Annotated in this window: 25 protein-coding genes and 2 other annotated features; of the genes, 24 read left to right on the plus strand and 1 reads right to left on the minus strand. The window is 50.1% G+C overall.

The annotated features are described in order from the left end of the window. Window positions 1–146: 146 nt before the first annotated feature. From radA to pssA, 3 genes are all read left to right on the plus strand, one after another. The gene (gene radA / locus I8U19_RS12010) at window positions 147–1517 is read left to right on the plus strand and encodes a DNA repair protein RadA (protein ID WP_033100641.1); all 1371 of its coding nucleotides are present in this window, start codon (window positions 147–149) and stop codon (window positions 1515–1517) included. 3 nt (window positions 1518–1520) lie between these two features. Next, the gene (disA, locus tag I8U19_RS12015) at window positions 1521–2597 is read left to right on the plus strand and encodes a DNA integrity scanning diadenylate cyclase DisA (RefSeq protein WP_033100640.1); all 1077 of its coding nucleotides are present in this window, start codon (window positions 1521–1523) and stop codon (window positions 2595–2597) included. Window positions 2598–2699: 102 nt separating this feature from the next. Next, window positions 2700–3410: a CDP-diacylglycerol--serine O-phosphatidyltransferase gene (gene pssA / locus I8U19_RS12020; RefSeq protein ID WP_033100639.1), complete on the plus strand. Its 711-nt coding sequence runs from the start codon at window positions 2700–2702 to the stop codon at window positions 3408–3410. A gap of 78 nt (window positions 3411–3488) precedes the next feature. Here pssA and I8U19_RS12025 read toward each other — a convergent pair whose 3' ends face one another. Continuing rightward, the gene (locus I8U19_RS12025; protein WP_033100726.1) at window positions 3489–3884 is read right to left on the minus strand and encodes a nucleoside triphosphate pyrophosphohydrolase family protein; all 396 of its coding nucleotides are present in this window, start codon (window positions 3882–3884) and stop codon (window positions 3489–3491) included. A 240-nt stretch (window positions 3885–4124) separates the two neighbouring features. On the opposite strand from I8U19_RS12025, the gene I8U19_RS12030 reads away from it, so the two are divergent. The 21 genes from I8U19_RS12030 to rpoB all read left to right on the plus strand — a co-directional run bounded on the left by I8U19_RS12030 (window position 4125) and on the right by rpoB (window position 22170). After that, window positions 4125–4625 (plus strand): CarD family transcriptional regulator, encoded by a 501-nt coding sequence (locus I8U19_RS12030; RefSeq protein WP_268745617.1) that lies wholly within the window; start codon window positions 4125–4127, stop codon window positions 4623–4625. Window positions 4626–4743: 118 nt separating this feature from the next. Then, the gene (locus I8U19_RS12035) at window positions 4744–5838 is read left to right on the plus strand and encodes a PIN/TRAM domain-containing protein (protein WP_033100637.1); all 1095 of its coding nucleotides are present in this window, start codon (window positions 4744–4746) and stop codon (window positions 5836–5838) included. 272 nt (window positions 5839–6110) lie between these two features. Then, the gene (gene ispD, locus I8U19_RS12040) at window positions 6111–6776 is read left to right on the plus strand and encodes a 2-C-methyl-D-erythritol 4-phosphate cytidylyltransferase (RefSeq protein WP_198056033.1); all 666 of its coding nucleotides are present in this window, start codon (window positions 6111–6113) and stop codon (window positions 6774–6776) included. Next, a complete protein-coding gene (gene ispF / locus I8U19_RS12045; RefSeq protein WP_033100635.1) occupies window positions 6751–7239 on the plus strand; it encodes a 2-C-methyl-D-erythritol 2,4-cyclodiphosphate synthase in 489 nt (162 codons plus the stop codon). Before ispD ends, ispF begins: the two co-directional genes overlap by 26 nt. 31 nt (window positions 7240–7270) lie before the next feature. After that, a complete protein-coding gene (gltX, locus tag I8U19_RS12050; RefSeq protein ID WP_198056012.1) occupies window positions 7271–8731 on the plus strand; it encodes a glutamate--tRNA ligase in 1461 nt (486 codons plus the stop codon). A gap of 35 nt (window positions 8732–8766) precedes the next feature. Beyond that, window positions 8767–8994 (plus strand) — a binding site (T-box leader). 55 nt (window positions 8995–9049) lie between these two features. Further along, complete coding sequence (gene cysE, locus I8U19_RS12055) at window positions 9050–9790, plus strand: serine O-acetyltransferase (RefSeq protein ID WP_081943797.1); 741 nt, start codon at window positions 9050–9052, stop codon at window positions 9788–9790. Beyond that, the gene (gene cysS, locus I8U19_RS12060; protein WP_198056013.1) at window positions 9753–11153 is read left to right on the plus strand and encodes a cysteine--tRNA ligase; all 1401 of its coding nucleotides are present in this window, start codon (window positions 9753–9755) and stop codon (window positions 11151–11153) included. Before cysE ends, cysS begins: the two co-directional genes overlap by 38 nt. Next, window positions 11150–11584, plus strand: coding sequence for a Mini-ribonuclease 3 (locus tag I8U19_RS12065; protein ID WP_232330953.1), 435 nt, complete (start codon window positions 11150–11152; stop codon window positions 11582–11584). The genes cysS and I8U19_RS12065 overlap by 4 nt, the downstream gene beginning before the upstream one ends. Then, a complete protein-coding gene (rlmB, locus tag I8U19_RS12070; RefSeq protein WP_033100632.1) occupies window positions 11577–12317 on the plus strand; it encodes a 23S rRNA (guanosine(2251)-2'-O)-methyltransferase RlmB in 741 nt (246 codons plus the stop codon). The genes I8U19_RS12065 and rlmB overlap by 8 nt, the downstream gene beginning before the upstream one ends. Then, on the plus strand, window positions 12310–12831 hold the full coding sequence (locus tag I8U19_RS12075; protein ID WP_033100631.1) for an NYN domain-containing protein: 522 nt from the start codon (window positions 12310–12312) through the stop codon (window positions 12829–12831). The genes rlmB and I8U19_RS12075 overlap by 8 nt, the downstream gene beginning before the upstream one ends. A gap of 94 nt (window positions 12832–12925) precedes the next feature. Next, entirely contained in the window at window positions 12926–13579 is a 654-nt protein-coding gene (gene sigH / locus I8U19_RS12080) for an RNA polymerase sporulation sigma factor SigH (protein ID WP_220184955.1), read from the plus strand. A gap of 161 nt (window positions 13580–13740) precedes the next feature. After that, window positions 13741–13986 (plus strand): hypothetical protein, encoded by a 246-nt coding sequence (locus tag I8U19_RS12085; protein ID WP_198056014.1) that lies wholly within the window; start codon window positions 13741–13743, stop codon window positions 13984–13986. A 133-nt stretch (window positions 13987–14119) separates the two neighbouring features. After that, window positions 14120–14269, plus strand: coding sequence for a 50S ribosomal protein L33 (rpmG, locus tag I8U19_RS12090; RefSeq protein WP_033100629.1), 150 nt, complete (start codon window positions 14120–14122; stop codon window positions 14267–14269). A gap of 42 nt (window positions 14270–14311) precedes the next feature. Beyond that, window positions 14312–14539, plus strand: coding sequence for a preprotein translocase subunit SecE (gene secE / locus I8U19_RS12095; RefSeq protein WP_052154121.1), 228 nt, complete (start codon window positions 14312–14314; stop codon window positions 14537–14539). A 40-nt stretch (window positions 14540–14579) separates the two neighbouring features. Further along, window positions 14580–15113 carry a transcription termination/antitermination protein NusG gene (nusG, locus tag I8U19_RS12100; RefSeq protein ID WP_198056034.1) on the plus strand — a complete coding sequence of 178 codons (534 nt, stop codon included), beginning with the start codon at window positions 14580–14582 and terminating at the stop codon, window positions 15111–15113. A gap of 162 nt (window positions 15114–15275) precedes the next feature. Beyond that, a complete protein-coding gene (gene rplK, locus I8U19_RS12105) occupies window positions 15276–15701 on the plus strand; it encodes a 50S ribosomal protein L11 (RefSeq protein WP_033100628.1) in 426 nt (141 codons plus the stop codon). An 83-nt stretch (window positions 15702–15784) separates the two neighbouring features. Next, window positions 15785–16483, plus strand: a complete 699-nt coding sequence (gene rplA / locus I8U19_RS12110; protein ID WP_033100627.1) for a 50S ribosomal protein L1 — start codon at window positions 15785–15787, stop codon at window positions 16481–16483. 72 nt (window positions 16484–16555) lie between these two features. Beyond that, window positions 16556–16689, plus strand: a sequence feature (ribosomal protein L10 leader region). Window positions 16690–16716: 27 nt separating this feature from the next. Next, window positions 16717–17229, plus strand: coding sequence for a 50S ribosomal protein L10 (gene rplJ, locus I8U19_RS12115; protein WP_198056015.1), 513 nt, complete (start codon window positions 16717–16719; stop codon window positions 17227–17229). Window positions 17230–17276: 47 nt separating this feature from the next. Next, on the plus strand, window positions 17277–17639 hold the full coding sequence (rplL, locus tag I8U19_RS12120) for a 50S ribosomal protein L7/L12 (protein WP_033100625.1): 363 nt from the start codon (window positions 17277–17279) through the stop codon (window positions 17637–17639). Between the two features lie 138 nt (window positions 17640–17777). Continuing rightward, window positions 17778–18380, plus strand: coding sequence for a class I SAM-dependent methyltransferase (locus tag I8U19_RS12125; protein WP_198056016.1), 603 nt, complete (start codon window positions 17778–17780; stop codon window positions 18378–18380). A gap of 250 nt (window positions 18381–18630) precedes the next feature. Beyond that, entirely contained in the window at window positions 18631–22170 is a 3540-nt protein-coding gene (gene rpoB, locus I8U19_RS12130) for a DNA-directed RNA polymerase subunit beta (protein ID WP_370589223.1), read from the plus strand. Window positions 22171–22190 lie beyond the last annotated feature (20 nt).

Raw genomic sequence — 22190 nt, forward strand, 5'->3', positions numbered from 1 at the left:
AGTCTTCCTGACAATTGCACTTTATGTTCACGTGTATTTCTTTTAAGATTTGCTATAATGGGAAAGAAGTAATGCTGTGATCATAAATTTTTGTTTAGTGACTGAAAAAACATAGATGAACGCGGAGTGAAGTAGGGGAAAAGACGATGGCCAAGAACAAAAGCAAATTTGTCTGTCAGGAATGTGGATACGAGACACCCAAATGGATGGGACGTTGTCCCGGCTGCGGTGCCTGGAACACCATGGTGGAAGAAAGAGAGCCTTCTTCCCGGCGGGTTCCGGGAACGTCGATCCAGAGGGGAAAACAGGAAAAAGCCACACCGATCACTCAGGTGGAGAAGCTGGATCAGCCTCGCGCGGATACGGGGATTCGGGAGTTGAACCGCGTATTGGGCGGCGGATTGGTTCCGGGTTCTTTTATTTTGGTTGGAGGCGATCCCGGTATCGGCAAATCGACCCTCCTGTTGCAGGCGACCAATGAATTGGCAAGGCGAGGCTTGCCCATCTTATATGTATCAGGAGAAGAATCGACAGAACAAATCCGTTTGCGCGCCGATCGTCTGGGCGCTCTTTCCGATAATCTGCTCGTCGCCTCGGAAACGGATTTAACCGCGGTGGAAATATTAATGGAAGAAGCAAAACCAAGGCTTATGGTCATCGATTCCATTCAGACGATGTTTCATCCGGAAGTCACTTCCGCGCCGGGCAGTGTTTCACAGGTGCGCGAATGTACAGGAATTCTGATGAGATGGGCGAAAGAGAAAAACATTGCGATCACCATTGTCGGCCATGTAACCAAAGCCGGGGCGATTGCCGGTCCGCGCATGCTTGAACATATGGTGGATTGCGTTTTGTATTTTGAAGGTGAACGGCATCATACGTATCGCGTTTTGCGTGCGGTGAAAAACCGTTTTGGTTCCACCAATGAAATCGGCGTGTTTGAGATGAAGGATATCGGGCTGGTTGAAGTGGAAAATCCTTCTGAAATCTTTTTGTCGGGCCGGCCGCTCGGAGCCCCCGGGACCGCGGTGACGGCCAGCATGGAAGGAACACGGCCTGTGCTTGTTGAATTGCAAGCATTGGTCACTCCGACGAGCTTCGCAACCCCCAAACGCATGGCAACAGGGGTTGATCATCACCGGGTCGCAATGATAATGGCGGTCCTTGAGAAGAGATTGGGGTTCTTTTTACAAAACCAAGATGCTTATATTAATGTTGTCGGCGGGGTAAGATTAGATGAGCCCGCTGTCGATTTGAGTATCGCAGTCAGCCTGGCTTCCAGTTTTCGCGATCGCCCCGTCTCCCCTTTCGACCTGTTTGTCGGCGAAGTGGGATTGACAGGGGAGGTACGGGGAGTTTCCAGAATTGAACAGCGCGTGGCTGAAGCGCACAACATGGGCTTCCGGAGGGTCGTGATTCCGGAGAAAAACTGCCGCGGGTGGACTCCGCCAAGCGGGGTGGAACTGATTGGGGTACAAACATTGGATGAAGCTTTAAAAGTGGCGTTGGGGGGGTAATGTGTGAAGGAAGAAGAACGCAGAGAAAAGGTGAGCAGCGAAATTCTTCGCCTGATTGCACCGGGAACAGCCCTCAGGGAAGGGCTTGACAATGTGCTGGGAGCAAAGACGGGAGCCCTGATCGTGATGGGCTATGATGAAAGTGTTCGGGAAATCGTGGACGGCGGATTTCACATCGATTGCCCGTTTACGCCTGCTCACTTGTATGAATTGGCAAAAATGGACGGCGCGATTATCTTGAGCAATGACGGGAAAAAAATATTATACGCCAACGCCCAGCTAGTCCCCCAATCTTCCATACCATCCACCGAGACGGGGATTCGGCACCGGACTGCGCAACGGACGGCCAAGCAGACGGGAAAATTGGTCGTTTCCATCTCGCAACGAAGAAACATCATTACGCTTTATAAAGGAAACTTCCGCTATGCCCTGAAGGACATCGGCGTGATCTTGACCAAAGCGAACCAGGCCATTCAGACGCTTGAAAAATATAAATCCGTTCTCGATCAGACAACGACCAACCTGACGGCCTTGGAGTTTGAAGAGTTGGTGACCTTGAGCGAAGTGGCGTTGGTGTTGCAACGGGTGGAAATGGTGCTTCGGATCAAGCGGGAGATCGAGACTTATATCCATGAATTGGGGACGGAAGGGCGACTGATCAGCATGCAGCTGGAGGAGTTGGTCGCCGATGTGGAGGAAGAAGCCGAATTGCTGATCAAAGATTATTGCGTCGATCCGGAGATGAACCCGCAGATCGTCTTTAAGGAACTGAAAAAGCTGTCCGCTGATGACTTGCTGGAACACGGTCACCTGGTGCGGATTCTCGGTTACCCGACCCATATCAACATTCAGGAAGAATCGGTTTTGCCCAGGGGATACCGCATTTTGCACAAAATTCCCCGCTTGCCCTCCAATGTAATTCACAAGCTGGTTGCCCGTTTTGAAACACTGTCGCGCATTATGATGGCGACGATTGAGGAATTGGATGATGTTGAGGGAATCGGCGATGTTCGGGCGAGAACGATTAAAGAGGGGTTAAAGAGGATCCAGGAACAGGTGTTTATTGACAGACATATCTAAATAACCTAGAATGAAACCATTACAGAAAATTGAGAGAAAATGTTACGAGTAGGGCGCTTTTCGCCACCTTTACCAGGTATTAATTATTTAGGAGGTTCCCTTATGTTTGCGAAAGCGTTGCCCAGTTGTTTTACGGTTGGGAACTTGTTTTTAGGAATCATTTCGATTTTATTGGCTGTTCATGACTCCTGGAAATATGCCGCGATCATGGTCATCATCGGGATGTTGCTCGACGGTTTGGACGGACGGGTGGCACGGATGTTAAACACCCAGAGTGAGTTTGGAAAGGAACTGGATTCGTTATCTGATGTTATTTCCTTTGGTGTCGCTCCCGCAATCATTATGTATGTTTCCACATTTAAATACACCGGCCCTGAAGGTTGGCTTGTCACGGCCATTTTCCCGATTTGCGGTGCGCTGAGGCTGGCCAGGTTCAACGTGCATCCCGGTGAGCCGGGGTATTTTATCGGCTTGCCGATCACCGCGGCCGGAGGGATTCTGGCGACGATGGCCTTATATAACGTGTATGTGCACAACGTTTATGTATGGATGGCTGCCATGCTCTTCCTCTCTTTCCTGATGGTGAGCCAGATTAAATACCCGGCGTTTAAAAAAGTGGCCATTCCCAGGTCGATGATCTGGATTGCTCCGTTGTTTCTGCTGGCCGTTGCCGTCTCCGCGCTGAAATATCCTTATGAATTGCCCAAGGTGATTTTTATTCCGCTGGCCCTTTACGCTCTGTACGGGGTGAAGAAAGGGCTTGAACGCAAGCGGAAGGAAGAAAATGAAGAACCGGTGGAAGACCTGAAATAACGGTGCAAAACAACCCTGGAATCCGGGGTTGTTTTGCTTTTAAGGCACTTTGTTTTCCGTGAACGGATTTATATTTTCTTATCGGAGGTTAAAAACTCCCAATGTTGACAATTGATCGGATTCCTGTTTGACCACATCGGTGAGCGGGATGTTCAGCAGATTGCAAAGAGCCGTAAGGTAAAAAAGGTTTTTGCCCATTTCCGCCTTGACAATTTCGAGGCAATGGTCACATAACCGGCCGGACAGATGGGTTTTCAAGTGATCTTTCCACTCGTGAACCGACCGTTCCTTGGGAAAGTTCTGCCGTCCGGCTTCCACATGGAGGCACCCGCATTCTGTAACCGCTTTCATGAGTGCGCGATTAACGCGGGAATTGGATTCCTGAAACTTGCTGACAACATCTAAAAAACTCCGATGGCGTAGCAAAAGCTCAGAAACTAGTTTTTGAAAGGAATGAAGGTTATCTTCACCCATGCCTTTCACCCCTTTTTGATTTTCGCAAACATGCCCGCTGCCGTACAGATGGAACATAGATCACTTTCATTATATAAAGCGGCCTCCATAAGTGTCAATTTTTTGACTAAATAGTTTAGGTCTTTTTCATGAAAAAAGTTATTGACGTAGTAAATGCAGATATGCTAAGATAATGATTTTTATTTTATTGACTGAGTTTAAGTTTTGTGATATCTTGGAAATAGACATTGCCCTCTGGAGGTGGACGTTTTGTTCAACATTGGCGACAAAGTGGTCTATCCTATGCATGGTGCTGGCATCATCGAAGCGATCGAGGAGAAAGAGATCCTGGGTGAGCGGCAAAAGTACTATGTCATGAGGATGCCGATTGGTGATATGAAAGTGATGGTTCCGCTCAACAATGTCGAAAACATCGGACTCAGGGAAGTCGTTGACCATTCGACCGTGGATAAAGTTTTAGAACGAATGAAGAAACGGGACATCAAAGATACATTGAACTGGAACCGTCGCTACCGGGCCAATTTGGACAAAATGAGAAGCGGTGACATCTACGAGGTGGCTGATGTCGTGCGGTCCCTGATGGTGAGGGACGAGGAAAAAGGCCTCTCCACGGGGGAACGAAAAATGTTGGAGAATGCGAAACAGATTTTAATCAGCGAGCTGGCGTTGGCCAGGGATTTGGATGAAGCTGCAGCATTTAAGTTAATTGACGGTATTTTATCATCATCGCAACAGAACTGATTCTTTGTTTTTATCGTTGTTACAAAAAGGACATAAGAAAATGAGCACTTAGAGGTTTTCATTTTGGAAGAATGTCTATAATGAGTAATAGCAGAAGGAAGGGAGGAGGTGAAGCCCCGTGCTGAAACGCTTTGTACAATTGGCTTTTACCTTGATCGGAGCATCCGCCGGATTCTATTTCGGACCGCAGTTTTTCGGGGTGCTTCAACGATCTCCTCTGAATTTTGGCGAAGTGCCGGCTCCGCATTATATCGGTGCTACGCTTGGTGCGCTGGTCATGTTTGTGGCCACCTTTTGGATATCGAACAATGTGGTCAAGTGGATTCGTTGGAGCGAAGAACGTTTGATGAAAATTCCGGCGGTCGACGGGTTATTTGGTCTTTTGGGCTTGATCTTCGGTTTGGTGATCGCCTTTCTGATCCAACAGCCCTTAACGCAACTGCCCATACCCGGGGTTAATCGCGTCTTGCCTTTTATCTTTTCCGGTTTGTTCGGATATCTTGGATTCAGAGTGGGGTATAAAAAACGCGATGAACTTATTTCCATTTTTAAGCTGGGCCGCCAGAATCGGGAGAGCAAAAACAAAAAGGAAGAAAAGCATTTCTCCGAGCATAAGATTCTCGATACCAGCGTAATTATCGACGGGAGAATTGCTGACATTTGCCGCACCGGTTTTCTGGAAGGGACGCTGGTGATCCCCAGCTTTGTATTGGAAGAGCTTCAACATATTGCTGATTCTTCCGATGTATTGAAGCGGAACCGCGGCCGCCGTGGATTGGATATTCTCAACAAGATTCAAAAAGAGTTGAATATCAAAGTCCTGATTTACGAAGGCGATTTTGAAGAAGTGCAGGAAGTGGACAGCAAGCTGGTGAAGCTGGCCAAAGTGCTGTCCGGCAAAGTGGTGACAAATGACTTCAACTTGAACAAAGTTTGCGAACTTCAAGGGGTAAGTGTTCTGAACATCAATGATTTGGCCAATGCCGTCAAACCGGTTGTTCTGCCGGGCGAAGAGATCAATGTGCAAGTGATCAAAGACGGAAAAGAGCACGGCCAGGGTGTGGCCTATCTCGATGACGGGACGATGATCGTAATTGAGGGCGGGCGGGAGTACATCGGGGATCAGATTGATGTATTGGTCACCAGTGTGCTTCAGACCTCGGCCGGACGCATGATCTTCGCAAAGCCCAAGCTATTGGAGCGCGCCTTGTAAAAATAACAGAAAAACATTGCCTTAACGCCCGTGGTTGGTTTATTCTAAACCGAGACGGGCATTGTTTTGTCTGAAACAAGGATATTGATTAAACCAATGCGGGATGTGGATGGGATTTTTTTAATCCGGCGGTTTTTGTCCGCTTTCTTGGGAGGCGGCAAGGGCCCGGACGCAGAATCTCTTCCGCTATTCTTCCGACAGGCTTGGATCTGAAAGGAGATCGACTCTTGAGCGTTGGAGTAGTCATTCCGGCGGCGGGACAAGGGAAGAGAATGGGCACCAGGGAGAGCAAACAGTTCCTGCTGTTTCATGAAAAGCCGGTGCTGCTTCACACACTTCGCATTTTTGAAACGCATCCGGAAATTGATGAAATCGTCATCGCAAGCAAAGAGGCTGAAATAGAACGGATCAAGAAATGGATCAAACAAGACGGGATGACCAAGGTGGCCGATGTCGTCGTCGGCGGAGAGGAACGGCAGCACAGTGTTTATGAAGGGTTGAAACGTTTGACGAGTGAATGGGTTCTCGTCCATGATGCTGTGCGTCCGTTTGTGAGTCAGGAAACGATTTCCCGCCTGCTGGCGGAGGTTTATCAGCATCATGCGGCTATCTTGGCCGTTCCTGTCAAGGATACAATCAAAGTGGTCAATGAAAACTGCACGGTTGAGCAAACGCCCGACCGCAGGCGCTTGTGGGCTGTGCAAACACCACAGGCATTTCGCCGGGAGCATCTGCTGCGGGCCCATGAGCTCGGACAGGAGAGAAGCCTGCTCGTCACTGATGATTCCATGTTGATGGAAGCACTGGGGATCGAGGTAAAAGTGGTTGCCGGTGAGTATACGAACATCAAACTGACCACTCCCGACGATTTGATTTTGGCGGAAGCGATTTACCAGATGAGGAGAAAAAAACATGATTCGCATAGGTCAAGGATTTGATGTGCATCAGTTGGCGGAAAATCGCCCCTGCGTGATTGGCGGTGTAACGATTCCGTATGAAAAAGGTTTACTGGGGCACTCGGATGCTGACGTCCTTCTGCACGCCATCACCGATGCTGTCTTGGGCGCGTTGGCTTTGGGGGATATTGGAAAGCATTTCCCTGATACGGATCCCGCTTTTAAGGATGCCGACAGTGCAAAATTGCTGTCGCATGTCTGGGAGCTGGTGAAAGAACGGGGATACAGACTGGGGAATGTCGATGCGACCATTATCGCTCAAAAGCCGAAGATGGCGCCGTACATACCGGAGATGCGCGAGCGGATCGCGCAATTGCTCGAAGCGGAGCAAACCGATGTCAATGTGAAAGCAACCACAACGGAAAAACTGGGATTTACCGGCCGGGGAGAAGGGATTGCCGCAATGGCTGTCGTTTGTTTAGTCAAAACCGGCTGCAACGCATAAACTGATCTTAAGCAAAAGGAGTAGTAGGGGAATGGCTAGAGTTCGCACAAGATATGCACCGAGTCCGACCGGCCATTTGCATATTGGCGGTGCGCGGACGGCGCTGTTTAGCTATTTGCATGCCAAGAAGAACGGCGGCGATTTTATTGTCCGGATCGAGGATACCGACACGGAGCGGAATGTTCCCGGAGCGGATGAAAAACAGATGGCCATGCTGAAATGGCTTGGAATTGAATGGGATGAATCGGTTGATGTGGGCGGTCCTTACGCCCCTTACCGTTGCATGGAACGAACCGATATTTATAATCGTTATATTGACCAGTTGCTTTCGGAGGGAAAAGCATACTTAAGCTATGCGACTCCGGAAGAGATCGAAAAAGAGCGGGAAGAGCAGTTGGCCCGTGGAGAGACCCCGAAATACAGCGGTTGGGATCGCGATCTTACTCCGGAAGAGCGGGCGCGGTTTGAAGAGGAAGGGAGGGTTCCCAGCGTTCGGTTCCGCGTTCCGGAAGGGAAAACGATCATTTTTGACGATGAGATCCGCGGTACGGTCAGGTTTGAATCCGACGGGATCGGTGATTTTGTGATTCGTCGTCCGGACGGGCGCCCGACTTACAACTTTGCCGTTGTCGTCGACGATGCATTGATGAAGATCACCCACGTGATCCGTGGGGAAGAGCACCTGTCCAACACGCCGAAACAGATTTTGATCTATGAAGCGCTCGGCTTTGAGGTTCCGCAGTTTGCGCATATTCCGCTGATTTTGAATGCGGAAGGCAAAAAGATGAGCAAGCGCGATGAAACGATCATCCAGTTTATTGATCAATACAAGGAACTGGGTTACCTGCCGGAAGCAATTATCAACTTTATCGCCCTGTTGGGCTGGTCGCCTGAAGGAGAGGAAGAGATCTTCTCCAAAGACGAATTGATTCAGGCTTTTTCCCTGAGTCGCGTTTCCAAGGCCCCTGCCATTTTCGATACGGGCAAATTGAAATGGATGAACGGCCAATATATTAAGCAGGCACCGCTTGAGCGCATCACCCGGCTGGCGATTCCTTATCTGGAAAAGGCCGGACGGGTGACAACACCGCTCTCTCCGGAACAGGAGGAGTGGGTGACCCGTCTGGTTTCCCTTTATCAGGAGCAACTGGAGTATGTGGCGCAAATTGTTGAGCTGACGGATCTGTTCTTCCAAGACGAAGTAACCTACGGGGATTCGGCCGCAGAAGTGCTGCGCGAAGAGCATGTGCCGGCAGTGCTCGGGGCATTTTTGCAAAAAGTGCAGGAAGCTGACCGTTTTGAGCCTGAAACCATCAAAACGATGTTTAAAGAAATACAGAAAGAAACAGGCTATAAAGGAAAACGTTTGTTCATGCCGATTCGCGTCGCAGTGACCGGGCAGGATCACGGCCCTGATTTGCGTGAGGCCCTGGCCCTGATCGGAAAAGAAAGCGTCGTAAACCGGCTGCGTTCGGTCATTGACAAGGGCTGAACCGTTCGCGAAAATAGAAAACAACATCCCTGTTCGTCAAAGCGATGATTGGGAGAGTAGGGAACCTGCGGCGAATGTCCCAGAGAGGAACTGGTTGGTGAAAAGTTCCCTTCGCCGGTTCCCGAATGCCCCCAAGAGCTGACCCCTGAAATGAACCGCAGTTCAGAGTAGGGGAAGTCCGGTTTAACCCGCCGTTATGGGTAAAAGTGGAATTCTCTCTTGAATTCAAGCAGAGTGGAACCGCGGTTTTCGCCGTCTCTGCAGCAAAATCTGCTGCAGAGGCGTTTTATTTTGGTTCAAATGGGGAGGGGGAACAAGATGGCTTTTTTCAAAGGTTTAAGAGAACTGCGCAAAACGTTGCAAGCTGATATTCAGGCGGTATTTGACCGGGATCCTGCGGCGAGGAGCGCATTGGAAGTGATTTTGACCTACTCAGGATTGCATGCGCTTTGGTCACACCGGATTGCCCACTGGTTTTTCAAGAGGCGCCTGCTCCTGATTGCAAGGATTATCTCCCAACTGAGCCGCTTTTTTACGGGGATTGAAATTCACCCGGGAGCGAAGATCGGCCGGGGCGTTTTCATTGACCACGGGATGGGGGTTGTCATCGGAGAAACGTGTGAAATCGGGGATTATGTAACCATTTACCAGGGCGTTACCCTGGGGGGGACCGGGAAGGAAAAAGGCAAACGCCATCCAACGATCGAGGATCACGTGTTGATCGCCGCCGGGGCGAAAGTGCTGGGCTCGATTCGGGTCGGCCGTTTTGCCAAAATCGGTGCAGGATCGGTTGTTTTGCGTGAAGTCCCCCCGAACTCCACAGTGGTCGGAGTGCCGGGGCGCGTTGTGATTCAAGATGGCATCCGGGTGAATAATGATCTGGATCATTGCAATTTGCCCGACCCAGTTGCGGAAATTTGCCGCTCGCTGTCCAATGAGATCAGTGAATTGAAAAAAGAAGTGGCGGAACTGAAGAGAAAGCTGAAAGAGACGGAAGAAAAGCAAGGAGGAACGACAAACAATGACCGTCCGGCTTTACAATACATTGACGAGAAGTAAGGAAGAGCTGAAAACTGTTCACGAAGGCGAAGTGCGCATGTATGTATGCGGACCGACTGTGTATAACTACATCCATATCGGCAACGCCCGCGTGTTCGTCTTTTTTGACGTTGTGCGCCGATATTTGCGCTATCTCGGCTATCGCGTCACCTATGTGCAAAACTTTACGGACGTGGATGATCGCCTGATTGGAGCGTCCAAGGAAACCGGACAATCGGTGCCGGAAATTGCCGAGCGCTATATCAAGGCCTATTTTGAGGATATGGACGCGCTCGGTGTGGAACGGGCCGATGTTCATCCCCGCGCAACCCGCCATATCGATGAAATGATTGAGGCGATCAGCGTGTTGATCGACAAAGGTTACGCCTATGTAAAAGACGGAGATGTTTACTTTCGCACCCTGAAGAAAGAGGGGTACGGAAAGCTGTCGCACCAATCGCTCGATGAACTGAAATCGGGAGCGCGGATCGAAGTAAATGAAGAGAAGGAAAACCCCTTGGATTTTGCGCTGTGGAAGGCGGCGAAACCCGGTGAGATCAGCTGGGATACCCCTTGGGGGCCAGGGCGTCCGGGATGGCATATCGAATGCTCCGTGATGGCCCGCAAATATCTGGGTGACACCTTGGATATCCATGCCGGCGGAGCGGACTTGTGCTTTCCGCACCACGAAAACGAGATTGCCCAGAGCGAGGCGTGGACGGGAAAACCGTTTGCCCGGTACTGGCTCCATAACGGATTTATGAACATGGGCAACGAGAAGATGTCCAAATCGCTGGGAAATGTGAAACGCGTCGTCGAGTTGCGCCGGGAATATGATCCGGCAGTGTTGCGTTACTTCCTCTTGTCCGTGCAGTACCGCCATCCCATTTCCTTCAACGAGGAGGTTATGAAACAGGCAGAATCCAGCATTGAACGATTGCAGACAGCGGTGGACAATCTGAAGCACCGGGCGGAAACGGCTCTTGAAGGAGAGATTTCTCCCGACCTCGCGGCCAGCCTGGATCGCTATAAAAAAGAATTTGAAGCGGCGATGAACGATGATTTCAACACGGCCAATGCGATCAGCGTGCTGTTTGAAGCGGTAAAGCTGTCCAATGAGTGGATTGCCAGACCCGTTGTCTCCAAAGAAGAGACGGAAGCCCTTCTTTCCTGGTTTAAAACCTATGGACAGGAAATCCTGGGACTCGTGGCGACGGAAGCGGAAGTTAATCTGGACGAAGAGATTGAAGCGCTGATCGCACAGAGGCAGGAAGCACGGAAACAGCGGGATTTTGCCCGGGCCGACGCGATCCGCGACCAGCTTTTGGGAATGGGGATCATCGTCGAGGATACTCCGCAAGGGGTAAGGTGGAAACGGAAATGAAGCACTCCCTTTTGGGCATGATGGAGAGTATCGGAAAGGCTCCGGAAGAGTTGAATCCTCTACTGCTCGCTTATCTCGGCGATGCCGTGTATGAAGTTTTCATCCGTTCCCACTTGGTCGCCCGCGGAGTGAGCCGGCCCCACGATTTGCAAAAAGAGGCGACGCGCTATGTTTCCGCCGGTGCCCAGGCAAAAATTTACCGTGAGTTGGAAGGGGAACTGGCGGACGAAGAACGGGAGATCCTCAAGCGGGGGCGCAATGCCAAGTCAGGCAGCGTCCCCAAAAAAGCAAAGGTGACGGATTACCGGATGAGTACGGGCCTGGAAGCTTTGGTCGGCTATTTATACTGCCGGGGAGACGAAGAACGGTTAAGCCAATTAATGCAGAAAGCCATTGCAACAGTGGAAAAGGAGACGGATTCAGATGAGTGATTGGGCTTTTGGCAGACATACAGTCCTTGAAGCACTGAGGTCGGGAAGAGAGATTGAGAAAATTTTGCTGGCAGAGGGAATCAACAAAAACAGCATCCAGGAAATCCTGCGCAAGGCCAGGGAGAAAAAGATCCCCGTCCAGTGGGTTCCGCGTGCCCGTTTGGATCAGTTGGCGGAAGGGAATAACCATCAGGGCGTGTTGGCGCAGGTCGCTGCTTACAACTATGCGACCGTGGATGATTTGTTCCGCCGTGCTGAAGAAAGAGGGGAACCGCCGTTTTTTGTCCTGCTTGACGGCATTGAAGATCCGCACAATCTGGGATCGATTTTGCGTTCTGCCGATGCGGCGGGGGTGCATGGCGTGATCATCCCGAAACGGAGAGCGGCAGGGCTGACCTCGGTTGTCGCCAAAACGTCCGCCGGAGCGATTGAATATGTTCCGGTCGCCCGGGTAACCAACTTGAACCGCTTGGCGGATGAATTGAAAGAACGTGGCGTTTGGCTGGTCGGAAGCGACGGGGCAGCGGAAACGCTCTATACGGAAGTGGATTATAAAGGACCGGTCGCTGTTGTCATCGGGAGCGAAGGGCAAGGAATGAGTCGTCTTCTCAAGGAAAAATGCGATTTTCTTGCCAGACTGCCCATGAAGGGAAAGGTGACCTCTCTCAACGCATCGGTGGCGGCGGGAATTTTTATGTATGAAGTGTTGCGCGGCCGGACGACCAATGGTTAGGCGTGAAGAATGGTTGGTTGTCGACGGTTACAATGTCATCGGCGCAGATCCGCAAGTGCGATGGAATCCCGTTTCATTGGAGGAAGAGCGGGGAAAATTAATCCGTGACTTGTCCGAATATCAAGCGATGACCGGCCGCCGTGTATTTCTGGTGTTCGATGCGCATCAAACGCCGGGGGCACAGGTAGAGACCAACCAGGAAAAGATAGCGATTTACTATACGCGCCGGGAGGAAACGGCTGATGAGTTTATTGAACGCTTTGTAAAAAAATACAAAAGTCCGCATCGGTCGATCTATGTGGCCACATCCGATTACCTGGAACAGCGCATGGTTTTTGGTCAGGGAGCTTACCGGATCTCCTCGCGGGAACTGTTGGAGGAAATCCGGCTGGCCAAAAAGAATTTGAGCGAAAAATTGAGAAAGGAGAAGAATGAACGACAAAGAAATACCTTGGAAGAGCGATTGAATGGGGAAATCAAGCAAAAACTTGAGAATTGGAGAAGGAAAAAATAGGTGAAAATTTGACGTTTTTGTTTCATTTCGGATATAATATCGTTACTGTGGGTTTATAGGCACTTGGTCGGGAGGGAAAGCGGTGAGTGTAAACTTGCAATCCAGCCATTCCGTCGTATTTGACAGTGAAGTTGATTACAAGACAATGGCCGACGAAGAGCTGGTATATGGCGTTCGCGTAGGAGATCATCAAGCGCTCGAATATTTGATCAATAAGTACAAAAATTTCGTCAGAGCAAAAGCCAGGTCTTACTTTCTCATCGGAGCCGATCACGAAGATATCGTACAGGAGGGAATGATTGGCCTATTTAAAGCGATTCGCGACTTTAAAGGAGACAAGCTTGCGTCATTTAAGGCCTTTGCCGAGTTATGTATCACACGCCAGATTATCACTGCAATCAAAACAGCTACTCGTCAAAAACACATTCCGCTAAACTCTTATGTATCACTGGACAAGCCTGCTTACGACGACGATACAGACCGGACGTTGTTGGACAAGATTCCGGGAAGTCTATCAAACCCAGAAGAGATTTATATCAGCCAGGAAGAGTATAACGATATTGAAGATAAAATAGCGAAAATTCTTAGTGATTTGGAAAGAAAAGTTCTTATGCTCTACTTGGACGGGCGTTCGTACCAAGAGATCGCTGTCGACTTAAATCGACATGTCAAATCGATCGACAATGCCCTGCAACGGGTAAAAAGAAAATTGGAAAGATATCTCGAAGTACGTGAGATTTCCCTTTAATCACCAAAAAACAGACAAAGTTGGTTTCCGTCTTCAAAAACAGGTGCCCCCCACCTGTTTTTTGTTTAATTCGACAAAAATCATCATATCCCTTTTTGCCGAACTAAAAAAATAAGCAAAAAATCTCCGTCATTCACGCACTGACGGCGGTTCGACCCGGGATGGATTTTTTTGTCGAAAAAGCGGGTATAAACGCGATTTTTTATCTAGCGGGATTTCGCCCGGCCCATTGCGGTTTTGCCGTAAAAGTCCGTTGCCGGCCGGGAAGTGGTGCCCTTGATCTTTCTTTGTCTCCAAAAGTTGATCGGAGGAGTCTGTTGATTTGCTCGAACGTCCGCCCCGGGATTGCGTTTGCCAAAGACGGGGGATTTGCGGCAGATGGCAAAAAAGGAACCATCGGTTTGTGAGATGGTCGATTTTGTCAATACTGAGATCACGAGGCTTTTACATTGACAGGATGGGAGCCGGTGTGATAATGTAGTTTGGGTATTTTCTATAATCATTCACACGTACGGTGATAAGGATAGAGGAGGTGTCGGTATGCGGGTTAACATCACATTGGCTTGCACGGATTGTCGTTCTCGTAACTACGCGCTGACCAAAAACAAACGGAAACATCCGGATCGCCTGGAACTCCGTAAATACTGCCCGCGTTGCAACGCGCACAAAGTTCATCGTGAAACGAAATAAGCTTTGGGTTTAGACGCTTGAGATAAGATGGGGGTGACAGCCATGGCTGCTTTTCTCGGCAATATCGGGCGCGGAATTCGCAGAAGCGTATCCGGTACAACCGGATTTTTCCGCGGCAGCGTGCAAGAACTGAAAAAAGTCCGTTGGCCGGGGCGCCAGGAAATGGTCAATTACACACTCGTTGTGCTGTTGACGGTTGTGATATTGTCCGTCTTCTTCTTTATCATTGACTCTGGTATTTTGCAATTGGTGAACTTGATTACAAAATAGGTGGAAGGTTAAGGGGGGACAGGGTTCAGCCCTGATGAGCATGGAAAAGAATTGGTATGTGGTTCACACGTATTCTGGCTACGAGAACAAGGTGAAAACCAACCTGGAAAAACGCGTTCACTCCATGGATATGCAAGATAAAATTTTTCGCGTCTTAGTTCCGATGGAAGAAGAGATCGAGCATAAGGACGGCAAGAAGAAAGCCGTGATGCGCAAGGTGTTTCCGGGGTATGTATTGGTCGAGATGATCATGACCGATGACTCGTGGTACGTCGTGCGAAACACGCCAGGGGTAACCGGATTTGTCGGTTCATCAGGGGCTGGTTCCAAACCGACCCCCCTCATGCCAGACGAAGTCGCCGCGATCCTCCGCCAGATGGGGATGGAAGAATCAAGAGCATCGGTTGATTTCACAGTGGGTGAAAACGTCAAGGTTAAAGAGGGGCCCTTTGCCGATTTCGTCGGCCGAATCGATGAGATTGACCTGAACCGTTCCAAACTCAAAGTAATGGTGAATATGTTCGGACGTGAAACGCCTGTGGAACTGGACTTTTTTCAGGTGGAAAAAATTTAGTCGGCAAATCGCTTTCGTTTTGAACGAGGTTGTGTTAAATTAGTACTGTTTGTTACCCCCGTCTTAGGGGCGAGCGCAAGCCCGTCGACTGTACAGGGAGCTTGCCTTTCCGTGGGAGGGTTAACCCCGCGAAAACCACATGTTTGAAGGAGGTTGGTTAGCGTGGCCAAAAAAGTGATTAAAGTGGTCAAGCTGCAAATTCCCGCTGGTAAAGCCAATCCGGCACCGCCTGTAGGTCCGGCTCTTGGTCAAGCTGGGGTAAATATCATGGGCTTCTGTAAGGAGTTTAACGCTCGTACCGCTGACCAAGCTGGACTCATCATTCCGGTGGAAATCACGGTTTTTGAAGACCGTTCTTTCACCTTTATCACAAAAACTCCTCCAGCTGCGGTTCTGCTCAAGAAAGCAGCAGGAATTGAGTCCGGTTCCGGCGAGCCGAATACGAAAAAAGTAGCGACCATCAAACGTGACAAAGTTCGCGAAATCGCTGAACTTAAAATGCCTGACCTCAATGCGGCCAACGTGGATGCGGCTATGCGCATGATCGAAGGCACGGCGCGCAGCATGGGCATTGTCATCGAAGACTGATCGATCGCTTAAGCTGTTCTGCCACGAGCAGCTTGGGCTTGTGGGAGGATCTTCCGCTACGACCACGAAGGGAGGAAATGTCTGTGGCAAAACATGGTAAAAAATATCTTGAGGCACTGGCCAAAGTAGACCGTGAAAAAGAATACGAGCCTCAAGAAGCGCTGGATCTCGTAAAAAGCATCTCTACCGCCAAATTCGACGAGACGGTAGAAGCCGCTTTCCGGCTTGGGATCGACACGAAAAAAGCGGACCAACAAGTGAGAGGTGCGGTTGTACTTCCGCACGGAACTGGTAAAACCAAACGCGTGCTTGTTTTTGCCAAAGGTGAAAAGGCAAAAGAAGCAGAAGCGGCTGGTGCGGATTTTGTTGGCGATGAGGATCTTGTAAACAAAGTCAGCCAAGGATGGCTGGACTTTGATGTGGTAGTGGCAACCCCGGACATGATGGGTCAAGTGGGTCGCCTCGGCCGGATTCTCGGTCCGAAAGGACTCATGCCAAACCCGAAAACTGGTACGGTTACTTTTGAAGTGGATAAAGCCGTAAAAGAAATCAAAGCCGGTAAAATCGAGTACCGCGCAGATAAAGCCGGCAACGTGCATGCAGCGATCGGCAAAGTTTCCTTCTCCACTGAGCAACTTGCCGAAAACCTTCAGGCGCTTGCTGAAGCATTGTTGAAAGCAAAACCTGCGGCAGCCAAAGGAACCTACATGAAGAGCGTTACCGTTTCTTCAACGATGGGTCCTGGAGTTGCGGTTAACACCCAACGTTTGACTGCCCGCTGACAATAGATGGATTGGCGATTGGAAAGTTGACAAATCGTCATTATTAAAGTAACCTATAGTCGCTCCTTTAAAAATGGAATAAAGCTGTTACCGTAGACAGTAGGCGCGTAAGTTACGCTTAATCTCCTACCGAGGTAAGTTCGGATATACATCCTTTTGTAACTTAAGCCTTCGACTGTCTGCGGAGGCTTTTTCTGTTTTTCTGAAAAACTCCTGATGAGGAGGTGTGCCGCGTGTCCAAAGCGATCGAACAGAAAAAAGCGATTGTCGATGAAATCGCTGGAAAGCTGGAAAAGAGCAAAAGCACAATCGTAGCTGACTATCGCGGTTTGAACGTAAAACAAATGAACGAGCTTCGCAAACAACTGCGTGAAGCCGGCATCGAATTTCAAGTTTTGAAAAACACGTTGACCCGTCGTGCTGCCGAAAAGGTGAACTTGACCGAACTGAACGAGCATTTGACCGGGCCGACTGCGATTGCGTTCAGCTATGAAGATGTGGTAGCTCCAGCAAAAGTGCTTCACACCTTTGCCAAAGAGAACAAAGCGCTCGAGATCAAAGGTGGACTAGTTGAAGGGAAAGCTGTTTCCCTTGATGAAATCAAAGCACTTGCTGAACTGCCTTCTCGCGAAGGTCTCTTGTCCATGTTGCTCAGCGTGCTGCAAGCTCCGGTGCGCAACTTCGCGCTTGCGGTTAAAGCAGTGGCTGAGAAAAACGGCGAGGGTGCCGAGACTGCAGAAGCTTAATGTCTGTTAATAGGAAATGAAATATTTTAAACAGGGAGGTTCCTTTCATGTCGAAAGAACAAATCATTGAAGCGATTAAGGGTATGAGCGTTCTTGAATTGAACGATCTTGTTAAAGCGATCGAGGAAGAATTCGGCGTAACCGCAGCTGCTCCCGTGGCTGTAGTGGGTGGCGGCGCTGGTCAAGCTGCTGAAGAAAAAACCGAATTTGATGTGATCCTGGCAAATGCCGGTGCTTCCAAAATCAACGTGATCAAAGTGGTTCGCGGTATCACCGGTCTTGGCCTCAAAGAAGCAAAAGCACTTGTTGACGGTGCACCTTCTCCGATTAAAGAAGGAGTGTCCAAAGAAGAAGCAGACAAAATCAAAGCAGAACTCGAAGAAGCCGGTGCAACTGTAGAAATCAAGTAATGGGCTTGACTCCGGCCAGACCCGCCGTCGTCGGTCGGCGGGTTCTTATTTTGCGTTCGGTGTCTCTGCCCGTGCGGCCGGGGATTGCATGATGGTCCGTGTTCTTTCCGGCGATCAGCCGCCAAAGGAGTTTTGAACATGACAGAGCACTATTTTTCCGCAAATCCTCGTGTAAAAAGCGAAGTAAGGGAAGTCAAGGCAAAACTGCTGGGGATGCCTTTCACCTTTAAAACAGATGCCGGTGTGTTCTCGAAAAAGGGAGTCGATTTTGGCAGCCGGCTTTTGATCGAGACGGTAACGATCGAACCAGGCTCTTCCGTGCTTGACCTCGGCTGCGGTTACGGGGTGATCGGGATTGCGATCGCCAAGGCAATCCCAAACGTTCGTGTGGTGCTGGCAGACGTGAATGAAAGAGCGGTGGAACTGGCGAGGGAGAATGCCTGTGTCAATCAAGCGGAAGCAAATACCGATCTTTTCGTGAGCGATGGATTTTCGGCAATCAAGCAATTTCAATTTAATCATATCCTATTCAACCCGCCGATCCGGGCCGGAAAAGCGACAATCTATCGACTGTTTGCCGAAGCGAAAACACAGCTCGCGGCAGGGGGTTCCCTTTGGATTGTCATCCGCAAACAACAGGGGGCGGCCTCGGCAAAGAAAGAGCTTGAACAACATTTTGGCGATGTTCAGGTTGTCGCGCAAAAAAAAGGCTACTGGATCATTTGCGGAACCGATCGTTGACATCTTTTTCCGCTTGTGATAGTGTTATAAATTGCAGAAAGTCTCGTTAAATGAGACTTGCATTTTTTTGGTGTTCTGTTCTTTCCCGGCTGGTTTATTTGTGTATACAGCTGGATAAAATAGGTAAATAGACTGCTTCTAGGTAAAATGAGGTCAAATTTTCACTCATTTTCTTTTTTTACTGTGATCAGTCGCTAATCAGAAAGCGGCTTCGACTGGGTGCGAGGGGGGAGTTTGTTTGGCTGGTAAAATGATCCCATGTGGGCGTCGACAACGTCGCAGCTATGCTCGCATTAATGAGGTATTGGAATTGCCGAATCTGATTGAGATTCAGCAAAAATCGTACCAGTGGTTTTTGGATGAAGGATTGCGCGAAATGTTCCATGATATTTCGCCAATCGAAGACTTTACGGGTAACTTGGTCCTCGAGTTTATCGATTACAGCCTCGGTGAACCGAAATATACGGTTGAGGAGGCAAAGGATCATCAGGTTACCTATGCCGCACCTCTGCGGGTGAAAGTTCGCCTGATCAACAAAGAGACAGGTGAAGTGAAAGAACAAGAAGTGTTTATGGGTGACTTCCCGCTCATGACCGAAACCGGTACCTTTGTCATTAATGGTGCCGAGCGCGTCATCGTCAGCCAATTGGTTCGCTCGCCTAGTGTGTATTATAACACGAAAGTGGACAAAAACGGGAAACCAACTTACACAGCGACGGTAATTCCCAACCGTGGGGCTTGGCTGGAACTTGAAACAGATGCCAAGGATATCATTTATGTTCGGATCGACCGTACGCGGAAAATTCCCGTAACCGTTCTCTTGCGTGCGCTGGGCTTCAGCAGCGATGCCGAGATTATCGATCTCTTGGGCGATGATGAGTTCCTGCGCAACACCTTGGACAAAGATAATACCGGAAATACGGAAAAAGCGCTGATCGAGATTTATGAGCGCCTCCGCCCCGGTGAACCACCAACGGCGGAAAATGCACGCAGTCTGCTCTATGCCCGTTTCTTTGATCCGAAACGCTATGATTTGGCGGCTGTGGGACGTTATAAAATCAACAAAAAACTTCATATCAAAAATCGTTTGCTCAACCAACGCTTGGCTGAGCCGATCATTGACCCGGAAACGGGCGAGATCCTGGCGGAGACTGGACAAGTGCTGGAGCGGCGCGTTTTGGATAAATTGCTCCCGTATCTGACCGGCGAAAAATCGTTTGGCCGTAAGGAATACAAGGTTCGTGGCGGTGTGCCGGATGATGGTCCGATTCAGCTTCAGGCCGTGCATATTTTTTCGCCCACGGACGAGAGCAAAGTGCTGAAAGTGATCTCCAATGCAGAAGTGGATGACTCCATCAAACATATTACGCCGGCTGATATCATCGCTTCGATCAGTTATTTCATCAACCTGCTCTATGGAGTGGGTTCCACCGATGATATCGACCATTTGGGCAACCGGCGTCTGCGTTCGGTCGGGGAACTGCTGCAAAATCAGTTCCGGATCGGATTATCCCGGATGGAGCGCGTGGTTCGTGAACGGATGTCGATCCAGGATGCCAATGCAATCACACCGCAGGCATTGATCAACATTCGCCCGGTGATCGCTGCGATCAAAGAATTCTTTGGCAGCAGCCAATTGTCCCAGTTTATGGACCAAACGAACCCGTTGGCCGAGTTGACGCACAAGCGGCGCTTATCCGCGCTGGGGCCCGGTGGTTTGACCCGGGAGCGTGCAGGGTTTGAAGTGCGTGACGTTCACCACTCACACTATGGTCGGATGTGTCCGATCGAAACTCCTGAGGGTCCGAACATCGGTTTGATCAACTCACTGTCCACGTATGCCAGGGTAAATGAATACGGATTTATTGAAACCCCCTATCGCCGTGTCGATCCCGATACCGGTCAGGTAACGGATACGATTGATTATTTGACGGCGGATGAGGAAGATAACTACTATGTCGCCCAAGCGAATGCCCCGCTGAACGATGACGGAACCTTTGCCAGAGAAACGGTGACCGTTCGTTACCAGGATGAGATCATCACTGTTCCGCGCGACCGCGTCGATTATATGGACGTATCGCCGAAGCAGGTTGTCTCCGTTGCCACCGCATGCATTCCGTTCCTGGAAAACGACGACTCCAACCGGGCCCTGATGGGTTCCAACATGCAGCGGCAGGCTGTACCTCTTCTCAAGCCGGAAGCGCCGTTCATCGGAACCGGAATGGAACACGTGGCTGCGCGCGATTCCGGCGTGATGGTTTTAGCGAAACGGCCGGGCACGGTTGTCCGGGTCACGGCGGATGAGATTTGGGTTCGCCATGAGGAAGAAGTGGATGGTAAAATTGTTCAGGGCGATATTGATAAATACAAGCTCACCAAGTTCACCCGTTCCAATCAGGGAACCTGCATTAACCAACGCCCGGTGGTCAGGATGGGCGAGAAGGTGAAAAAGGGAGATACCCTTGCGGACGGCCCTTCGACCGAACAGGGTGAATTGGCACTCGGCCGCAACGTCGTGGTAGCCTTCATGACATGGGAAGGGTACAACTACGAAGACGCGATTTTGCTGAGTGAAAAGCTGGTTAAAGAAGATGTTTATACCTCTATTCACATTGAAAAACACGAGAGTGAGGCGCGGGATACCAAACTGGGTCCTGAAGAAATTACCCGCGATATTCCAAACGTGGGTGAAGACGCCCTCAAAAATCTGGACGAACGCGGAATTATTCGCGTTGGCGCAGAAATCAAACCGGGGGATATTCTCGTCGGCAAAGTAACGCCGAAAGGTGTGACCGAGCTGACGGCGGAAGAGCGTCTGTTGCATGCCATCTTCGGGGAAAAGGCGCGCGAAGTGCGTGATACTTCCCTGCGTGTTCCGCACGGGCAAGACGGGATTGTCGTCGATGTAAAAGTATTTACCCGTGAAAACGGAGATGAGCTTCCACCTGGTGTCAATCAGCTGGTGCGCGTCTACATCGCGCAAAAACGGAAAATTTCCGAAGGGGACAAAATGGCCGGCCGCCACGGTAACAAAGGGGTTATCGCGCGGATTATGCCTGAAGAGGATATGCCGTTCCTTCCGGATGGCACACCGGTTCAAGTGGTCCTGAATCCGCTCGGGGTACCGTCGCGGATGAACATCGGACAGGTTTTGGAAGTGCATCTCGGAATGGCGGCCAAAACGCTGGGTCTGCATATGGCGACTCCGGTATTTGACGGCGCTACGGAAACGGACGTATTTGAAACCCTGAAGGAAGCGGGCCTGGATGAAGACGGCAAAACCGTCTTGTATGACGGCCGTACCGGTGAGCCGTTTGAGAATCGCGTCACCGTCGGTGTGATGTACATGATTAAACTGGCTCACATGGTTGATGATAAAATCCACGCTCGTTCCACCGGTCCGTACTCGCTTGTCACCCAACAACCGTTGGGCGGTAAGGCGCAATTCGGCGGTCAACGCTTTGGTGAGATGGAGGTATGGGCTCTCGAGGCATACGGTGCAGCTTACACCTTGCAGGAGATCCTTACCGTTAAATCTGACGATGTCGTCGGTCGCGTGAAGACCTACGAATCGATCGTCAAAGGGGAAAATGTGCCGGAACCGGGCGTCCCCGAATCATTCAAAGTATTGATCAAAGAGTTGCAAAGCCTTGGCATGGACGTGAAAATCCTTTCCGAAGACGAGCAGGAAATCGAGATGCGCGAACTGGACGAGGATGAGGAACCGGCAAACGACAAACTCGGTTTCGACCTGGTCGTTGACGATGACAACGTTCGATCCAACTCTTGATCGTCGTGCGCGGGGCGTGA

The sequence above is a fragment of the Thermoactinomyces sp. CICC 10523 genome (assembly GCF_016055105.1).
In the GTDB taxonomy this organism is placed as follows: Bacteria; Bacillota; Bacilli; order Thermoactinomycetales; family Thermoactinomycetaceae; genus Thermoactinomyces_A; species Thermoactinomyces_A daqus.

Bases quoted from the DNA above. Each gene is read 5' to 3' on its own strand.
- I8U19_RS12125 (WP_198056016.1), top strand. From the start codon at position 17,778: ATGACAGAGCACTATTTTTCCGCAAATCCTCGTGTAAAAAGCGAAGTA.
- ispF (WP_033100635.1), top strand. From the start codon at position 6,751: ATGATTCGCATAGGTCAAGGATTTGATGTGCATCAGTTGGCGGAAAAT.
- gltX (WP_198056012.1), top strand. From the start codon at position 7,271: ATGGCTAGAGTTCGCACAAGATATGCACCGAGTCCGACCGGCCATTTG.
- I8U19_RS12065 (WP_232330953.1), top strand. From the start codon at position 11,150: ATGAAGCACTCCCTTTTGGGCATGATGGAGAGTATCGGAAAGGCTCCG.
- rpoB (WP_370589223.1), top strand. From the start codon at position 18,631: ATGATCCCATGTGGGCGTCGACAACGTCGCAGCTATGCTCGCATTAAT.
- secE (WP_052154121.1), top strand. From the start codon at position 14,312: ATGGCTGCTTTTCTCGGCAATATCGGGCGCGGAATTCGCAGAAGCGTA.
- nusG (WP_198056034.1), top strand. From the start codon at position 14,580: ATGGAAAAGAATTGGTATGTGGTTCACACGTATTCTGGCTACGAGAAC.
- I8U19_RS12075 (WP_033100631.1), top strand. From the start codon at position 12,310: ATGGTTAGGCGTGAAGAATGGTTGGTTGTCGACGGTTACAATGTCATC.
- I8U19_RS12085 (WP_198056014.1), top strand. From the start codon at position 13,741: ATGGATTTTTTTGTCGAAAAAGCGGGTATAAACGCGATTTTTTATCTA.
- I8U19_RS12025 (WP_033100726.1), bottom strand. From the start codon at position 3,884: ATGGGTGAAGATAACCTTCATTCCTTTCAAAAACTAGTTTCTGAGCTT.
- ispD (WP_198056033.1), top strand. From the start codon at position 6,111: ATGGGCACCAGGGAGAGCAAACAGTTCCTGCTGTTTCATGAAAAGCCG.
- radA (WP_033100641.1), top strand. From the start codon at position 147: ATGGCCAAGAACAAAAGCAAATTTGTCTGTCAGGAATGTGGATACGAG.
- cysS (WP_198056013.1), top strand. From the start codon at position 9,753: ATGACCGTCCGGCTTTACAATACATTGACGAGAAGTAAGGAAGAGCTG.
- rplL (WP_033100625.1), top strand. From the start codon at position 17,277: ATGTCGAAAGAACAAATCATTGAAGCGATTAAGGGTATGAGCGTTCTT.
- cysE (WP_081943797.1), top strand. From the start codon at position 9,050: ATGGCTTTTTTCAAAGGTTTAAGAGAACTGCGCAAAACGTTGCAAGCT.
- rpmG (WP_033100629.1), top strand. From the start codon at position 14,120: ATGCGGGTTAACATCACATTGGCTTGCACGGATTGTCGTTCTCGTAAC.
- rlmB (WP_033100632.1), top strand. From the start codon at position 11,577: ATGAGTGATTGGGCTTTTGGCAGACATACAGTCCTTGAAGCACTGAGG.
- pssA (WP_033100639.1), top strand. From the start codon at position 2,700: ATGTTTGCGAAAGCGTTGCCCAGTTGTTTTACGGTTGGGAACTTGTTT.